Here is a 15,708-nt window from a genome sequence, read left to right as displayed (position 1 = left end):
TTTCAAGCGAAGTGGATGCCGGTTCGCGTCCGGAAAACGCGTCAAAACAAAGGGCTCTACGGCTACTTCATCACCGCCAAGGTCGCGGTGATGGAGAGATAGATGCCAAGCAGCAGCATCGCGACCAGAAACCAGCGGCGAAACTGCTCGGGCTCCATGCGCTCGCGTACTGCCTGACCGAGGAACATGCCGGCAAAGGCGGTGATCATCGCGATCACGCCCGGCACCGCCGTTGCCGCATTGAGGAGACCGGCGCTGGTCAGGTTGAAGGCCTGTGCAAACGTCGCGACGGTGAAGTACAGGCCGAGCGCCTGCACCAGCTCGTTCTTCTCCATGCCGATGGACTGCATGAACGGCATCGACGGAATGACCTGCACGCCGGTGGCTGCGGCCACCACGCCCGTCAACAGGCCGGCGACGCCGCCGACCCATTTCTCGTTCTGAGGCGCTGTCCTGAACTGGAACTTCACCAGCGTGACGACGGCATAAATCACCAGCAGGATACCGAGCACGATCGAGCCATATTTTGCATAAGGCCCGGTCATCAGCCCGCCGCAGAGCCAGATGGCCACCGCAGTGCCGATCAGCAGTGGCCACAGCCTGCGGATGATGTCGCGCAGATAGGGGCCGGCAAAGGTCTGCCAGATATTGGTGACGATGGCAGGCACGATGACGATGGTCAGCGCCTGCACCGGGCTCATGGTCACCGCGAGCAGGCCTATCGAGACGGTCGGCAGGCCGAGGCCGATGACGCCTTTGACGAAGCCCGCGAGCGCGAAGACAGCGGCAATCAGAATGAGCATGGAATCGATCATGGTGCGACACATTGACCGATCATCCCGGACGGCACAATCTGGAGGTTACGGAGAATGCCTTCGTTTTGGACGAAGGCTGATGCGGAGAGAGCCATGCATGCCGATCTTGTCGATCTCAGGCTGTTCGTGGCAGTCGCCGAGGCGCGCAGCATCACCGGCGGCGCTAATGCCGCCAATCTGGCGCTGGCCTCGGCAAGCGCCCGGATCAAGGGGCTGGAAGCGACAGTCGGTGTGCCACTGCTGAAACGCGGGCGGCGCGGTGTCTCGCTGACGTCAGCCGGCGAAAGCCTGCTCGGCCATGCCCGCATCATCATGCAGAATGTCGAGACCATGCGCGGCGACATGGCCGCCTATGCCAATGGCATGAAGGCCAGCGTATCGATGCTCGCCAATACGGTCGGGCTCTCAGAACATCTGCCGAAGGCGCTGGCGGCGTTTCTGCGCGAGCATCCCAATGTCAGCCTCGAGGTTGAGGAGCGCGAAAGCGCCGATATCGCGCAAGCGATTGCCGCCGGCATCGCCGATTTCGGCTTCGCGGCCGAGCACACGCTGCCGGACAGCCTGGAACGCTTCACCTTCAACGAAGATCGACTGATGCTGGTGACGGCGCCGCGCAGCGATCTGGCCGGCCGCCGTCACATCGATTTCCACGAGATCATTGATCGCGACTTCATCGGCCTCACCAACGCGACGGCGCTGCAGAATCACATCGGCAAATATGCGGCGCAACTCGGAGCACGGCTTCGGTACCGGGCGCAGATGCGCGACTTCGATGCGATGTGCCAGATGGCGGCAGCCGGCGTCGGCATTGCGATCGTGCCGGAGGTCGCAGCACGGCGCTGCGCACGGTCTACCGCGCTGGCTCTGATCCGGATTCGCGATCCCTGGGCAAATCGCAAACTGGCGATCTGCTTTCGCAACCTGAAGACGCTGTCGCGGCCCGCGCAGCAGATGATCGAGCATCTGCGCACGGCTGCGCGGGCGTAGCAGGATCCGATCAGGCGTTGAGGATTTTCAGCGCCGCCTCATGCACGCGCGGATCGCCGGCGGCGACGATGCGGCCACCGTTCTGCGCGGGTTTGCCCTCCCATGTGGTCACGACGCCGCCAGCGCCGGTGATGATCGGGATCAGGGCTGCGATATCGTAGGCCTTCAGTTCGGTTTCGATGACGAGGTCGAGATGACCGGCGGCCAGCATGCAATAGGAATAGCAATCGCCGCCGTAGCGCGTCAGCCGCACGGTTTTTTCGACGTCCTGAAATTTCGCGCGATCGGCATCGCCCATCAGCCGCGGGCTGGTGGTGAACAGCGTGGCATCTTTCAACGATGCGCAGCGGCGCACGGCAAGCTTGCGGGTGGTGTTGTTGGCGCCCTGGTAGCGCGCCGACCCATTATCGCCGCTGAAGCGCTCACCGATATAGGGCTGATGCATCATGCCATAGACCGGGCTGCCTTTGTGCAGCAGCGCTATCAGCGTGCCCCAGATTGGAAAGCCCGAGATAAAGGATTTGGTGCCGTCGATCGGGTCGAGCACCCAGACATATTCGGCGTCTTCGCGTTCGGTGCCGAATTCCTCGCCGACGATGCCATGCTGGGGGAAGTTGGCCTTGATGAGCCGGCGCATCACCGCCTCGGCGGCGCGGTCGGCTTCCGTGACCGGGTCGAAATCGGCGCTGTTCTTGTTATCGACGCTCAGCGAGGTGCGAAAGAACGGCAGGATGGTCTCGCCCGACGAGGTCGCAAGACGACCAATGAAGGCGTTGAAGTCGATGACCGTCACAGGGAGGTCCTTTGTTACGGCTGCTGGATGGGGACGTGTCGCTTCCTATACAGGGCAGAGCAACGACTCGCATCTGCGGCGATCGAAACCCCTGTGCGATTCCACTAAATCACAGCGCTGAATCGGGTTGCGATTTCCCTAAGATTTTTGATGCCCGATATCAGAAATTGACCAATGAAATGAATTTATGATCATTTCTTAAATAGGTCAAAGCTACTGTCGTTTTTATAATTATTTGATTTTTCTAGCGAAAATTATGACGCCCATGCCTGAACGGTGCGATCACCATGCGAAATTTGCATGGAAATTTGCCCGAAAAGCCTTGCACTTGGTGCGCCGCGGCTGCATATTGTTGCGGTGCGGTAGCGCCTTGCGCTATCGCTGCCCTCCTTGGGCGTTTCCTCCCTAGACTTGGGCCGCTTGCTATCGCAAGCGGCCCTTTTTTCTTGTCTTGTCGGAGGAGTTTTGCATCAAGCGTGCCGACGTGGCTACCGGCGATTGTCTTTGCGTCGCCTGACCTGTTCGTCGTCCGCACCCCCCGACAGCCTCGGGTCCATTGCGACGTCAGTCATCAGGCAAGACCTATTCGGCTGAGAACCTCAAGCCGGTGTCCACGTCGCAGAGGTTACTTCAGCGACGAATTGATGTCGGCGAACTTGCCATTGAGGTTTGTGCCGAGTCCGTTGACGACGGCAATGATGGCCAGCGAGATGCCTGCAGCAATCAGTCCGTATTCGATCGCGGTTGCTCCCGATTCGTCCGACCAGAATTTCTTGATCATGTTCTTCACGTTCTCTCCTGCCCATTGTTGTGCGGTTCCAATCCGCGGAACCACGCTGGTGGGAAGAACCTAAAGTTGTGTGAATCGTGACGGTAGAATCCTGCCCCATCTCCAAATCCCCGCGAGTATGGCCAATTTGCCGCATGAAATAAGAACTCGTGATCTCTCGGATACGGTTCCAAATACCACATACGGTTGAGTTGACGGTTTGGACCTGGGTGGGGCGTTTAGAACCGGCCTATTCGGCGGCGGCCTGGAACGGGCCGAGGCTGTCCAACGGGATTTTCGCCAGCGCATCGGCCAGAACGGTAAAATCAGCCGCAATCTGGTCGAAGCGCGCTGTCCTCTCACGGCGGCGTTCATCCATATAGATCGCCCGATTCAGCTCGATCTGGATGGCGTGCAGCCCGCTGGCCGGGTTGCCGTAATGCTCGGTAATGAAGCCGCCGGCATAGGGCTTGTTACGGCCCAGGGAATAGCCGAGGCCGCCGAATGTGCCTTCGACCACCTCGGCCAGGAGAGTAGCGCAGCTGGTGCCATAGCGGTCACCGACAACCACGTCAGGGCGGCGCGGCTCCTCACGGGAGATTCCGATCGAGGGCATCGAGTGGCAATCCACCAGGATCACCGTACCGAATGTCTGGTGCGCCTTGTTGATCAGGCGGCGCAGGGCGCGGTGGTAGGGCTTGTACAGCGCCTCGATCCGGGTGAGGGCGTCATCAACGTCGAGCCGCTCGCGGTAGATCTCCTGGCCGTCACCGACCACCCGGGGAATCGTGCCGAGGCCGCCGGCGACGCGCATCGAGCGGGTATTGGCGAAACTGGGCAGACGACCGTTGAACATCCGCGGATCGAGCTCATAGGGCTCGCGGTTGACGTCCACATAGGAGCGCGGGAAGTGCACCCGGACCACCGGGAAGCCGCGATCGCTCAATCCTGCGATCAATTCGTCCATGAACGAATCTTCCGAGCGGCGCAGCGCCGCTACGTCGATACGGGACGCACTGAGGAATTCCGCTGGATAGACCGAGCCTGAATGCGGGGAATTGAAAATGATCGGGGCGCGCCAGTTGGCCGGCTCGACGATCTCAAAGGGAGGCGACAGCTCACCGTCAAACTGGGTCATCGTCGCGCATCGTCCCTGCAGCCGCCTTCTTCGGTTTGCCCAGTCTGGCAGAAAACCGGCGCTTTGTGAGGCGGCATTGTCGATAACCGAAACAAGTCTGCCAAGTTAAAAACCTTCCGCAGGCGTGACGATCGCGAGAAACGCGCTCATTTGTTGTGTTTCAAGGCGTTCTGGCGCACCATCCTGGGACGCTTATGCACAGCCTGCACTGATCACCTTCACCCGAAATTTACCAGACCTCGGGCTTAGTGGGCGAACAGGTCCTCTCATTCAGGTTCGACGTCCAATCGCCATGCACAAAATCCTTCTCGCAGAAGACGACAACGACATGCGCCGCTTCCTGGTGAAGGCGTTGGAAAACGCCGGTTTTCAGGTGTCGCACCACGACAACGGGATGTCAGCCTATCAGAGACTCCGCGAGGAACCCTTTGAAATGCTTCTAACGGACATCGTGATGCCGGAGATGGACGGGATCGAACTGGCGCGCCGCGCCAGCGAACTCGACCCCGACATCAAGATCATGTTCATCACCGGCTTTGCTGCTGTAGCGCTCAATTCCGACTCGGAAGCGCCGAAAAACGCCAAGGTGCTGGCCAAGCCGGTCCACCTGCGCGAATTAGTCAGCGAAGTGAACAAGATGCTGGCGGCCTGAGGGCAGCCGGCTTTCTTGCCGAGTTTCTTGGATTTTCCTGCGAATGAGGCAAGGATTGGCTGTTCGGCATCCTTGCTTGTCCGGGTTTGACCCGTTATAGACCCCACACCCGTAACGACCGGTTCTTAGGGCGCGTAGCTCAGCGGGAGAGCACTTCCTTGACATGGAAGGGGTCACAGGTTCGATCCCTGTCGCGCCCACCATCCAAAACCGTCAGCTAAATCCTCCGAACGGTGCCAGATGGGTGCCTTTTCAGGCATCCGGAGACGTTTCTTTCCCGAATGCACCGCTTAATGACAGTTTTGTTTCGGAATCAGTCGTTTTCGCGCCGTGACTCGGCTATAGCTCAATGGTCCAGGACTTTTCGACCGGAAGCTGATGCCAACGAAGACCCGGCCGGTAATCGGCGTGATCGGCAACGCGTATCGCATTGAGAACAGGTTCTCCGTCCAGGCGGTTGGAGAAAACAACCTTCGTGCGGTCGCGGAAGTGGCCAATGCCCTGCCGATGATGTTTGCCGGCACTCCTGACATCACCGATATCGGCCAGGTGCTCGATCTGGTCGACGGCATTCTGCTCACTGGCGCCCGTGCCAATGTCCATCCGACCCGGTTCGGTATGGAAGCCCATGTCCGTCACGAGCCCTACGACAATGGCCGCGATGCGGTCGCTCTCTCAATGATCGAAGCTTGCGTGGCGCGCGGCGTTCCGATCTTCGGAATCTGTCGCGGGTTGCAAGAGATGAACGTAGCGTTCGGCGGTTCGCTGCACCCCGAGATCCGTGAGATTCCCGGCCGTATCAATCATCGCATGCCGCGGCTTGAGAATGGCGAGATCCATCCCGATCCTGCCGTCGTATTCGCCGATCGCCATGACGTGCATCTGACCAGCAACGGCACATTCGCCAGCCTACTGGGGCGCGATACCATCACGGTCAATTCCCTGCATGGCCAGGGCATCGACATCCCAGGCGAACGTGTGGTGATCGAGGGCATTGCCGAGGACGGAACCATCGAGGCCATTCGCATCGCCGATGCGCCGAGCTTCGCGCTTGGTGTGCAATGGCACGCCGAATATGACCCGCAGATCAATCCGATCAACCGCACGCTCTTTCAGGCCTTCGGTGAGGCGGTGGCCGCCCGCAGGCAACGCGGGACCTTCACGGCTGCGCCGCTATCAGCAGGAACGCGCTGAGCGCGGCTGCGACGCAAAGGACGGCACCCGCGACTGTTGCTGCGGCAAATGCGTCGATCAGCGCCGGTCCCTTGGCCGCCATGACCGATCCGATCAGCGCGGTGATGACAAGCCCGCCGGTGCGTGCGACCGCGCTGTTGAGACCGGAGGCAGACCCCGTATGACGCGCGTCGACTGACATCAGTACGGCCGTGGTCAGAGGCGCGACGGCGCCGGCCATGCCAATGGCGATGACGATCATGGCGGGAAGGACGGTGGTCCAGTAGCTGGTGTCAGGGCCGATCCGAAGCGCGAGCAGAAAACCCAACGCGACGATGACGGGCCCAAGCGTCAACAAGGCCCGTGGGCCGGTTCTGGCCGCGAGCGAACCAGCGAGCGGCGATGTCAAAGAGATGACAAGCGGCAAAGGCAGCAGCGCGGCACCGGCTTGCGTTGCCGTATAGCCGGCGGCCTCGATCAGGAGAAAGGGCAGCAGGACGAACAGCCCGCCGAGTGCGCCATACAGCAGGAACGTCAGTAGCGTCAGGCCGACGAAGCTCGCCGACCCGAATAATGCGAGCGGCATCATCGCGCGTTCGCCCTTACGGCCTTCGACCCATACGAACACAAGCAAGAGCAGGAGGCCTGCCACGAGCATGCCAGGCGTGAAACCCGCCCAACCATGTGACGTAGCTTCGGTCAGACTCCAGGTGGTCAGGCCAAGTCCCGCAGTTGCGAGGATGGCGCCGAGACTATCGAGCGGTTCGTCGCCGTCCTGTCGGTCGCGGGGGATGCCAAGCCAGGCAAGAGCCATCGCAGCCAGCGCGATCGGCACATTGATGAGAAAGATGAGATGCCAGCTGCCGATGTCGATCAGCCATCCCCCGAGCACCGGGCCGAGTGCACCTGCAGCAGCGCCGCTGGCAGCCCAGATGCCGATGGCGCGCCCCTTGGCTTCACCGGAAAACGTCTGGCCGAGGATTGCCAGACTGTTCGGCATCAGCATTGCTGCGCTGACACCCTGCAGAAATCGTGCAGCCAGCAGCAGACGCAGGCTGGGCGCCACAGCGCAGGCCAGCGAGGCAAGCGCAAACAGGCCAACGCCCCAGATCAGGAGTTTGCGGCGGCCGAAGCGGTCGCCTGCTGCACCGCCGAGCAAAAGAAGTGCACTGAGCGGCAACAGATAGGCATTGATCACCCATTGCAGGTCGGCGGCATCGGCCTGAAAACTCGCGGCAATGGCAGGAAGTCCGACATTCACCACCGACCCGTCGATAAAGGCCAGGCTGGAGGCCAGGATCGTGGTGGTGATCACCAGCCCGGGATGGCTGATATCATCGATCTTTTCCGCGGCGCGGGCGGCACCTGTGTCACAAAGCGCATGCAGGGCGTTGCTCATGACCGGGTTGTAGGGGGAACGGGAGTTCAGAACAAACCGTTGTCCTCCGATCGGGCAATTCCGTTTTGGCCCCGATTGTGCAAGCATCCCGGGCGGTCGTGCCGGGGCGCTCGGAAAGAGAGTCGTTTGGCGTGAGATCGGACTGTGTTGAGGAGAGGGACTATGAAACGATTTTTTCTGTTGGGGACCATGATCGCCGTGGCGGTCTGCACGACGCAGGCGGGCGCTCAGGAGCTCACCGGCACGCTCAAGAAGATCAAGGACACCGGCGCCATCACCATCGGCTTCCGCGATTCCTCGGTGCCGTTTTCTTATCTGGATGACAACCAGAAGCCCGTCGGTTTCGCCATGGACATCTGCTACAAGATCGTCGATGCGGTGAAGAAAGAGCTGAAGAACGACAAGATCGAGGTGAAGCTCAATCCGGTTACCTCGGCTACCCGCATTCCGCTGATCGCCAACGGCACCGTCGATCTCGAATGCGGCTCGACCACCAACAATGCCGATCGCCAGAAGCAGGTCGCCTTCACCAATACGCACTTCCTGACCGCCAGCCGCTTCGTCTCGAAGAAGGCTGCCAAGCTCGACAAGATCGACGATCTGAAGGGCAAGTCGGTGGTCTCGACCTCCGGCACAACCAATATCAAGCAGCTCACCGAAGCCAATGCTGCGCGCAATCTCGGCATCAACGTCATTCCCGCCAAGGATCACGCCGAAGCGTTCCTGATGGTCGAGACCGACCGCGCTGTAGCCTTCGTGATGGATGACATCCTGCTCGCCAGCCTTGCTGCCGGTGCGCGCGATCCGAGCGCCTATGTGATCTCCAAGGACGCGTTCTCGAAGGCCGAGCCGTACGGCATCATGCTGCGCAAGGACGATGCTCCGTTCAAGAAGGTCGTCGATGCCGCCACCGCCGAGCTCTACAAGAGCCCGGAAGGCGCGAAGATCTATGACAAGTGGTTCATGCAAAAGATCCCGCCGAAGGGCCTCAATCTGAACGTTCCGATGGGAGCCGAACAGAAGAAGGCGTTCGCCAGCCCGTCGGATTCGCCGGATCCGGATGCCTACGTGGCCAACTAAGACGATCTGCCCATGCAATGGCCCGGCCATTGCATGGGTTTAGCCTTAGGTTGCCAGTTTTTCGGTTGCCAGGTTTTCGCGTAGGACGGCGCGTGGGGGTGAATGCGTGAACTATAACTGGAATTGGGGGATATTCTGGGACCAGACGCCTGATGCGATGGGGACCTATTTCGGTTCGCTGATGAGCGGCCTTCAGGTCACGATCCTCCTTGCACTCAGCGCCTGGGTCATCGCTTTCGTGATGGGCTCTCTGATCGGCATCATGCGGACCCTGCCTGTGCGCTGGGCCGTGATCGTCGGCAACACCTATATCGAGATATTCCGCAACATCCCGCTGCTGGTGCAGCTTTTCATCTGGTTCTTCGTCGTTCCCGAACTGCTGCCCGGCGATCTCGGGATCTGGATCAAGCAACTGCGCAACGGGCCGTTCATCGCAGCGATGCTCGGGCTTGGCTTCTATATGTCATCGCGTGTCGCCGCGCAGATCACCGCCGGCATCAATGCGCTGCCAAAGGGCCAGCGCATGGCCGGCACGGCAATCGGCCTCACCACCTGGCAGACCTATCGCTACATCCTGCTGCCGCTAGCCTATCGCATCATCTTCCCGCCGCTGACCTCCGAATTTCTCAACACCATCAAGAACACGGCGCCGGCGCTGACCATCGGTGTGCTCGAACTGACGGCACGGGCGCGGTCGATGCAGGAATTTTCGTTCCAGGTGTTCGAGGCCTTCTCGGCCGCAGCCGCCATCTACCTCGTACTCAGTGCCGTCGTGACGATCGTAATGCGCATGATCGAAAAGCGCCTCGCGATCCCCGGTTTCGGCGGGGGGAAATAAGCGATGTTCAGCAATTTCGATTACGACGTCATCTGGCGCAGCCTGCCCTACCTGTTTCAGCAGGGCATGGTGTTTACGCTTACTCTGACGGCGATTGCGACCGTCTTCGGCCTCATCCTCGGCACCTTGATTGCTATGATGCGGCTGTCGTCCAGTGCCGTGCTGTCGGGCTTTGCGGTGAGCTACGTCAATCTGATGCGTTCGCTCCCGCTCGTGCTGGTGATCTTCCTGTTCTACTTCCTGATGCCCTATGTCGGGCAGTGGATCATCCGGTCCGATCAGCCGGTGCAGGTCGGCGCTTACGCCTCGACCATCGTCACCTTCACGCTGTTCGAGGCTGCCTATTTCTCGGAGATCATGCGCGCCGGCATCCAGTCGGTTCCGCGGGGGCAGGTGATGGCAGGTTACGCCATCGGTCTCAACTATCGTGAAGTGATGCGCCACGTCGTGCTGCCGCAGGCGTTCCGCAACATGCTGCCGGTGATCTTCACCCAGACAATTGTGCTGTTCCAGGACACGTCACTGGTCTACGTACTGTCGATCACGGACTTCCTCGGCGCAGCGTCCAAGGTCGCACAGCGCGACGGTCGTCTCACGGAAATGTATCTGTTCGCGGCGCTGGTCTATTTCGTGATCTGCTTCACCGCCTCGTTCTTCGTGAAGCGCTTGCAGAAGCGCATCAGTATCATCCGCTAACCGCTTCGCTTTCAGTCTTTGCCTCCAACTGTCGGTCGCTCATCATGCCCATGATCACCATCGAAAAAGTCAGCAAGTGGTACAATCCGCAGTTCCAGGTGCTGAAGAACTGCACGACGACGGTCGAGAAGGGCGAGGTTGTCGTCGTCTGTGGTCCTTCGGGCTCGGGCAAGTCGACGCTGATCAAGACTGTCAATGCGCTGGAGCCCGTGCAGGAGGGCACCATCATGGTCGATGGACTGAATGTCACGACGATGAAGAAGGACCTGCCGAAGCTGCGTTCGCGCGTCGGCATGGTGTTCCAGCACTTCGAACTGTTTCCGCATCTGAAGATCGTCGAGAATCTGTGTCTCGGCCAGACCATCGTGCTCGGCCGCTCTGAAGATGCGGCGCAGGCCAAGGCGATGAAGATGCTGGAGCGCGTCGGCCTGACAGCGCATGCGCAGAAGTATCCCGGCCAGCTCTCCGGCGGTCAGCAGCAGCGCGTCGCCATCGCACGCGCGCTGGTGATGGACCCGATCTGCATGCTGTTCGACGAACCGACCTCGGCGCTCGATCCCGAAATGATTAACGAAGTGCTCGATGTCATGGTCGAGCTCGCCAAGGAAGGCATGACCATGATGGTGGTGACCCACGAAATGGGCTTCGCCAAGAAGGTCGCCAACCGCGTCATCTTCATGGATGCCGGTGAGATCGTTGAGGACGCGCAGAAGGATGACTTTTTCGGTCATCCGCGCAGTGATCGCGCGCAGCACTTCCTGTCGAAGATCCTCTCGCACTAACGCATACAGTGCGGTGCTGGTGCCTCATGTTTATGCAGGTTCTTGAATGCTGCGTGACGGGGCAATTAACGAATGTGTCAGAAATGAAGTGGTATCCTTCAACCGTGAGGGCGAGGGCCTGTTGGTCCGCTGATTGAACTCCACCGGAGCGATCGGGTCTTTGTCCTCACGGACAACCCGTGTCGCCACGTTCTCAGCCTCTGCCCCTATGCTTCTCTGACCGTCTTCCAACGACCCGAGCCGAGGCTGCGCGAGCCGTGCTTGCGCGCGTGTCCTGTCCTGGCCCTTCTCCGGAAAGTGCATCGCATGATCAAGATCAACAGCGTCGGCAACAAATTGGGGCTTGCCGGTCTCGTTGGCATCTTGCTCTCCGCTGGCGTTGTCGCAAACCAGATGAGGACCGAGAGCGCGATCTCGGAGGTCAATCGTCTGGCCGATGTGCAGCAGAAGATCGCCGATAGCGCGATGGAGGCCGACGGCCAGATGCGCGCCATGCAGGTGGCCAGTCAAGGTCTGCGCATGGCCATCACGACACCCGAGATTGACAAGAGCGCGGCCGAGATCAAGGCGGCCAAGGCTGCGCAGGACCGCATCATCGATGCCGCGTCCGCCCTGGCGACCCGGCAGGAATACAAAGACAATTTCGCGAAGATCAAATCGCTGACGTCAACCTATCTCGCTGCTGCCGACGAAATTGTTGGCCTGCAGAAGAAACTGCTCGAATTCTATCGCAACCGCAACGTCGCCGTAATCGACTGGAACCGGCATCTCGACCAGATGCGCCTCACCACTGCCGTCACCGAGGCGACGAACTGGCCTGAAGTGGATGGACAGCTTAAGATCGCGGACAATGCCATCAACGCCGTGCAGGCAGCCGCATGGCGCTATGCGTCGATGAATGAAGTGACGCAGAAGGGCCAGATTCTCACCCGGGCCAAGGTGCTGACCGACGCGCTGGCCAAGGCCAGCGTGTTCGAGGACAGCGAACTGGTGCAGAGCGGCTTGATCCAGCTCGGTGCCGACATGAAGAAATTCATGACGGCCACCGATGAAGCGATCAGCAGCAACGATCAGAAGACCGATATCGTCCGTACCAAGATCACGCCCACCGCTGCGGCGGCATCTCAACTGGTCGCGCAATCGGTATCGTCGGCCAAGGCTGCGGTTGGAGCGGCCCGGGCTCAAGCCGTCGAGGAAATGGCACGCTCCGGCCAGGTCAATCTCGCACTTGGACTAGCGGTCGTGCTGGTCCTGATCTGCACCATGGTGTTCTCCTTCATCGGCGTTGCCCGGCCGATGACGCGTCTGAACGGCGCCATGGGCAAGATGGCGGCTGGCGATCTCGATGTCGTGATCCCCGGTGCCAAGCGCGGCGACGAAATCGGCGATATCGCCAAGACAGTTACGGTCATTCGAGCAAACGCCGAACAGAAAGCACGCGATGAAGCTGCGGCGCGACTCGATCAGGAGAATCTAACGATGGCGTCGCGCAAGCGCGAAATGGTCGAGCTTGCCGATACGTTCGAACGGGCCGTCGGCAACATCGTCGATAATGTCTCGTCGGCATCATCTCAGCTCGAGGAATCTGCGGGTGCGCTGACGGCGACGGCCGAACAGGCCAAGGAGCTGACGGCCGCCGTCGCTGCTGCCTCGGACGAGGCTTCGACCAATGTGCAAGCGGTGGCGTCGTCGACCGAGGAAATGTCGTCCTCGGTGAACGAGATCAGCCGGCAGGTGCAGGAATCGGCTGACATCGCCAACTCGGCCGTTGCGCAGGCGCGCAAGACCAACGACCGTGTAACTGAGCTCGCCAAGGCAGCGGCCCGGATCGGCGATGTCGTCGAGCTCATCAACACCATTGCCGGCCAGACCAACCTGCTGGCGCTTAACGCCACCATCGAAGCGGCGCGCGCCGGCGATGCCGGCCGCGGCTTTGCGGTTGTTGCATCCGAGGTGAAGGCATTGGCCGAACAGACGGCCAAGGCGACGGGCGACATCAGCCAGCAGATCAGCAGTATCCAGACTGCGACCGAAGAATCGGTCGGCGCCATCAAGGAGATTGGTGACACCATCAGCCGCATGTCCGAGATCGCCTCGACCATCGCTTCAGCGGTCGAACAGCAAGGCGCAGCAACCCAGGAAATCTCGCGCAACGTTCAGCAGGCAGCGCAGGGCACGATGCAGGTCACGTCGAACATCACCGATGTACAGCGCGGCGCCAGCGAGACCGGATCGGCCTCGACGCAGGTGCTGTCCGCGGCGCAGTCGCTGTCCGGCGAAAGCGCGCGGCTCAAGCTCGAAGTCGGCAAGTTCCTGGACTCTGTCCGGGCGGCATAAATTCATGCTTCTCCCACAATGGGAGAAGCAGCAACAAAGACGGCGCCCGTCGCCGAAGCCAGATCAAGTCCTACCTAGGAAGCCAATGATGTCGCTGCTCAATCTCCGTATCCGCGGTCGCCTCTATGGCGGCTTCGGCGCGCTGGTCCTGTTCGGTCTCGCCAGTTCCGGCTTTGCCGTCTGGCAGATGACGGAGGTTGGAACGCAGGTCGAAACGCTGAGCGTGCAGTCGTCGAATACGATTCGTGCCTCGGAAATCGCGTCCGAGCTACACGCGATCCGTGGCGCCGTATTGCGCTATTCCTTCGATCAGGACGAAGCGGCGCTTGCAGATGCCGACAAGCGCCTCGCCGGGGTCACCGCCAGCCTGGATACGGTGATCAAGGCCAGCCGCTCGGAAGAGCGCCGTGCCGCCTACCGCGCCATCGAGAAGGATGTTGCCGATGTGAAGGCGCGGCGCCAGGCGCTCGGCGAAGCCATCAAGCAGATGGTCGCTGGCCGGGAAGTGCTGCAGGAGGCCGGGGATAAGCTGTCATCCAGCCTGCGCAAGCTGGTGATCAGCACGCGCAACACCATGTATGGCCAAGGTTCGACCAAGCTCGAATCCGACACGCTCATGGTGCAGATTGCGAATTGGCGCTTCTTCGTCAGCCGTGACGAGAAACATATCGAATCCTTCAAGGATCACGTCCGCATCGCGGAGCAGCAGATCGGCGAAATGGAGAAGATGCAGATGCCGCCGACGCTTAGCGCGTTGTTCGGTGCGATTCGTAGCAACCTGAAGAACTACGCTGCCCAGTTCGAGAAGGCTGCCGCCAGCCTGCAGACGGCAGACGGTATCTTCAACAAGTCGATCAGCCCGATCATCGTGAAAGCAATCGGCAAGGTCGAGACCATCAAGTCCGACATCCAGCAGGTTCAGTCGCAGACCGTCGCTGCAACCAGCAACCGCGTTTCGACAACGGGCATGCTGCAGCAGATCGTGGCAAGCGTCGCTACTGTGATGGGCCTCGCGATCGCCTTCCTGATCGCGCGCGGCATTATTGGCCCGTTGTCCGGCCTGACGGCAGGTATGAAGCGGCTCGCTGACGGCGATTTCAGCGTGGTGCTGCCGGGTCTCGCCCGCAAGGACGAAGTCGGCGACATGGCACGGGCAGTCGAGACCTTCAAGGTACGGGCCGAGGAAAAGGCGCGCGCCGAAGCTGAAGCCAAGCTGACACAGGACCAGCAGGCAGCCATCCAGCGCCGCAAGGACATGATCCGTCTCGCGGACGATTTCGAAGGCGCCGTCGGCAGCATTGTGGAAAACGTCTCGTCGGCCTCGAGCCAGCTCGAGGAATCGGCAGGTGGATTGACAGCGACCGCCGAACAATCACGCCAGCTCACCGCCATGGTGGCTGCAGCCTCCGATGAAGCCTCGACCAATGTGCAGGCGGTGGCGTCGTCCACCGAGGAGATGTCGTCCTCGGTCAATGAGATCAGCCGTCAGGTTCAGGAGTCGGCCAACATCGCCAACTCCGCGGTGGCACAGGCCCGCAAGACCAATGATCGCGTGGCTGAGCTTGCCAGGGCGGCCGCGCGGATCGGCGATGTTGTCGAGCTGATCAACACGATTGCCGGTCAGACCAATCTGCTGGCGCTCAACGCCACCATCGAAGCGGCGCGCGCCGGCGATGCCGGTCGCGGCTTCGCGGTCGTTGCATCGGAAGTAAAGGCGCTTGCCGAGCAGACGGCCAAGGCAACCGGCGACATCAGTCACCAGATCTCCGGTATCCAGGCCGCGACCGAGGAGTCGGTCGGCGCCATCAAGGAGATCGGTGACACTATCGGCCGCATGTCGGAAATCGCATCGACGATCGCGTCTGCCGTCGAGCAGCAGGGCGCGGCGACGCAGGAGATCTCCCGCAACGTTCAGCAGGCCGCGCAAGGCACGATGCAAGTGAGCTCGAACATTCTGGATGTGCAGCGTGGCGCGAGCAACACGGGTTCGGCGTCGTCGCAGGTTCTGTCCGCTGCACAATCGCTGTCCGGCGAAAGCGCGCGGTTGAAGCGCGAAGTCGGAAAGTTTCTGGATTCCGTTCGCGCCGCCTAGGACCAAACGTCATACGACTACGCGTGTTCGTCTGACGAAGAAGGCAGAACTAACAAACAGCCCGGGATGCGTCGTCGCATCCGGGCTGTTGCCTTTGTGAGCGGAGCGATGATGCGTATGCGCTTCCTGAACTCGGTGCGTGCTGCCTGAGTTTGTC

14 protein-coding genes and 1 tRNA gene are annotated in these 15,708 nt (G+C 60.7%); 10 read left to right on the top strand and 5 right to left on the bottom strand.

Features of this window, described 5'->3' with window-relative positions:
* Positions 1-62: 62 nt before the first annotated feature.
* Complete coding sequence (locus tag AB8A27_RS21135; RefSeq protein WP_092145884.1) at positions 63-815, bottom strand: sulfite exporter TauE/SafE family protein; 753 nt, start codon at positions 813-815, stop codon at positions 63-65.
* A gap of 93 nt (positions 816-908) precedes the next feature.
* On the opposite strand from AB8A27_RS21135, the gene AB8A27_RS21130 reads away from it, so the two are divergent.
* Positions 909-1,802, top strand: coding sequence for a LysR substrate-binding domain-containing protein (locus AB8A27_RS21130; protein WP_441243598.1), 894 nt, complete (start codon positions 909-911; stop codon positions 1,800-1,802).
* Positions 1,803-1,812: 10 nt separating this feature from the next.
* Here AB8A27_RS21130 and hisN read toward each other — a convergent pair whose 3' ends face one another.
* The 3 genes from hisN to AB8A27_RS21115 form a co-directional block, all read right to left on the bottom strand.
* Complete coding sequence (hisN, locus tag AB8A27_RS21125; protein ID WP_092145880.1) at positions 1,813-2,595, bottom strand: histidinol-phosphatase; 783 nt, start codon at positions 2,593-2,595, stop codon at positions 1,813-1,815.
* Between the two features lie 625 nt (positions 2,596-3,220).
* Complete coding sequence (locus AB8A27_RS21120; protein WP_441244974.1) at positions 3,221-3,376, bottom strand: Flp family type IVb pilin; 156 nt, start codon at positions 3,374-3,376, stop codon at positions 3,221-3,223.
* A gap of 238 nt (positions 3,377-3,614) precedes the next feature.
* Positions 3,615-4,502 carry an N-formylglutamate amidohydrolase gene (locus AB8A27_RS21115; protein ID WP_441243597.1) on the bottom strand — a complete coding sequence of 296 codons (888 nt, stop codon included), beginning with the start codon at positions 4,500-4,502 and terminating at the stop codon, positions 3,615-3,617.
* 292 nt (positions 4,503-4,794) lie between these two features.
* Here AB8A27_RS21115 and cpdR point away from each other — a divergent pair, with 292 nt between their 5' ends.
* From cpdR to AB8A27_RS21100, 3 genes are all read left to right on the top strand, one after another.
* Positions 4,795-5,154, top strand: a complete 360-nt coding sequence (cpdR, locus tag AB8A27_RS21110; protein ID WP_092145876.1) for a cell cycle two-component system response regulator CpdR — start codon at positions 4,795-4,797, stop codon at positions 5,152-5,154.
* A 128-nt stretch (positions 5,155-5,282) separates the two neighbouring features.
* A tRNA-Val gene (locus tag AB8A27_RS21105) sits at positions 5,283-5,357 on the top strand.
* Positions 5,358-5,532: 175 nt separating this feature from the next.
* On the top strand, positions 5,533-6,348 hold the full coding sequence (locus AB8A27_RS21100) for a gamma-glutamyl-gamma-aminobutyrate hydrolase family protein (protein WP_441243596.1): 816 nt from the start codon (positions 5,533-5,535) through the stop codon (positions 6,346-6,348).
* On the opposite strand, the gene AB8A27_RS21095 is transcribed toward AB8A27_RS21100, so the two are convergent.
* Positions 6,314-7,726: a DHA2 family efflux MFS transporter permease subunit gene (locus AB8A27_RS21095; protein WP_441243595.1), complete on the bottom strand. Its 1,413-nt coding sequence runs from the start codon at positions 7,724-7,726 to the stop codon at positions 6,314-6,316. The genes AB8A27_RS21100 and AB8A27_RS21095 overlap by 35 nt on opposite strands.
* 189 nt (positions 7,727-7,915) lie before the next feature.
* Between AB8A27_RS21095 and AB8A27_RS21090 the strand changes: the two genes are divergently transcribed.
* The 6 genes from AB8A27_RS21090 (at position 7,916) to AB8A27_RS21065 (ending at position 15,551) form a co-directional block, all read left to right on the top strand.
* On the top strand, positions 7,916-8,806 hold the full coding sequence (locus AB8A27_RS21090; RefSeq protein ID WP_441244973.1) for an amino acid ABC transporter substrate-binding protein: 891 nt from the start codon (positions 7,916-7,918) through the stop codon (positions 8,804-8,806).
* Between the two features lie 106 nt (positions 8,807-8,912).
* Positions 8,913-9,644 (top strand): amino acid ABC transporter permease, encoded by a 732-nt coding sequence (locus AB8A27_RS21085; protein WP_441243594.1) that lies wholly within the window; start codon positions 8,913-8,915, stop codon positions 9,642-9,644.
* 3 nt (positions 9,645-9,647) lie between these two features.
* A complete protein-coding gene (locus AB8A27_RS21080; protein WP_115032978.1) occupies positions 9,648-10,340 on the top strand; it encodes an ABC transporter permease subunit in 693 nt (230 codons plus the stop codon).
* Positions 10,341-10,390: 50 nt separating this feature from the next.
* Positions 10,391-11,122, top strand: a complete 732-nt coding sequence (locus tag AB8A27_RS21075) for an amino acid ABC transporter ATP-binding protein (protein WP_092145864.1) — start codon at positions 10,391-10,393, stop codon at positions 11,120-11,122.
* A 306-nt stretch (positions 11,123-11,428) separates the two neighbouring features.
* Complete coding sequence (locus AB8A27_RS21070) at positions 11,429-13,459, top strand: methyl-accepting chemotaxis protein (RefSeq protein WP_441243593.1); 2,031 nt, start codon at positions 11,429-11,431, stop codon at positions 13,457-13,459.
* Positions 13,460-13,547: 88 nt separating this feature from the next.
* Complete coding sequence (locus tag AB8A27_RS21065; RefSeq protein WP_441243592.1) at positions 13,548-15,551, top strand: HAMP domain-containing methyl-accepting chemotaxis protein; 2,004 nt, start codon at positions 13,548-13,550, stop codon at positions 15,549-15,551.
* Positions 15,552-15,708: the final 157 nt, after the last annotated feature.

Origin of the sequence: Tardiphaga sp. 768_D3_N2_1 (assembly GCF_052076105.1) — a bacterium.
GTDB lineage: Bacteria > Pseudomonadota > Alphaproteobacteria > Rhizobiales > Xanthobacteraceae > Tardiphaga.
This window is presented reverse-complemented; position numbering and strand designations above follow the sequence as displayed.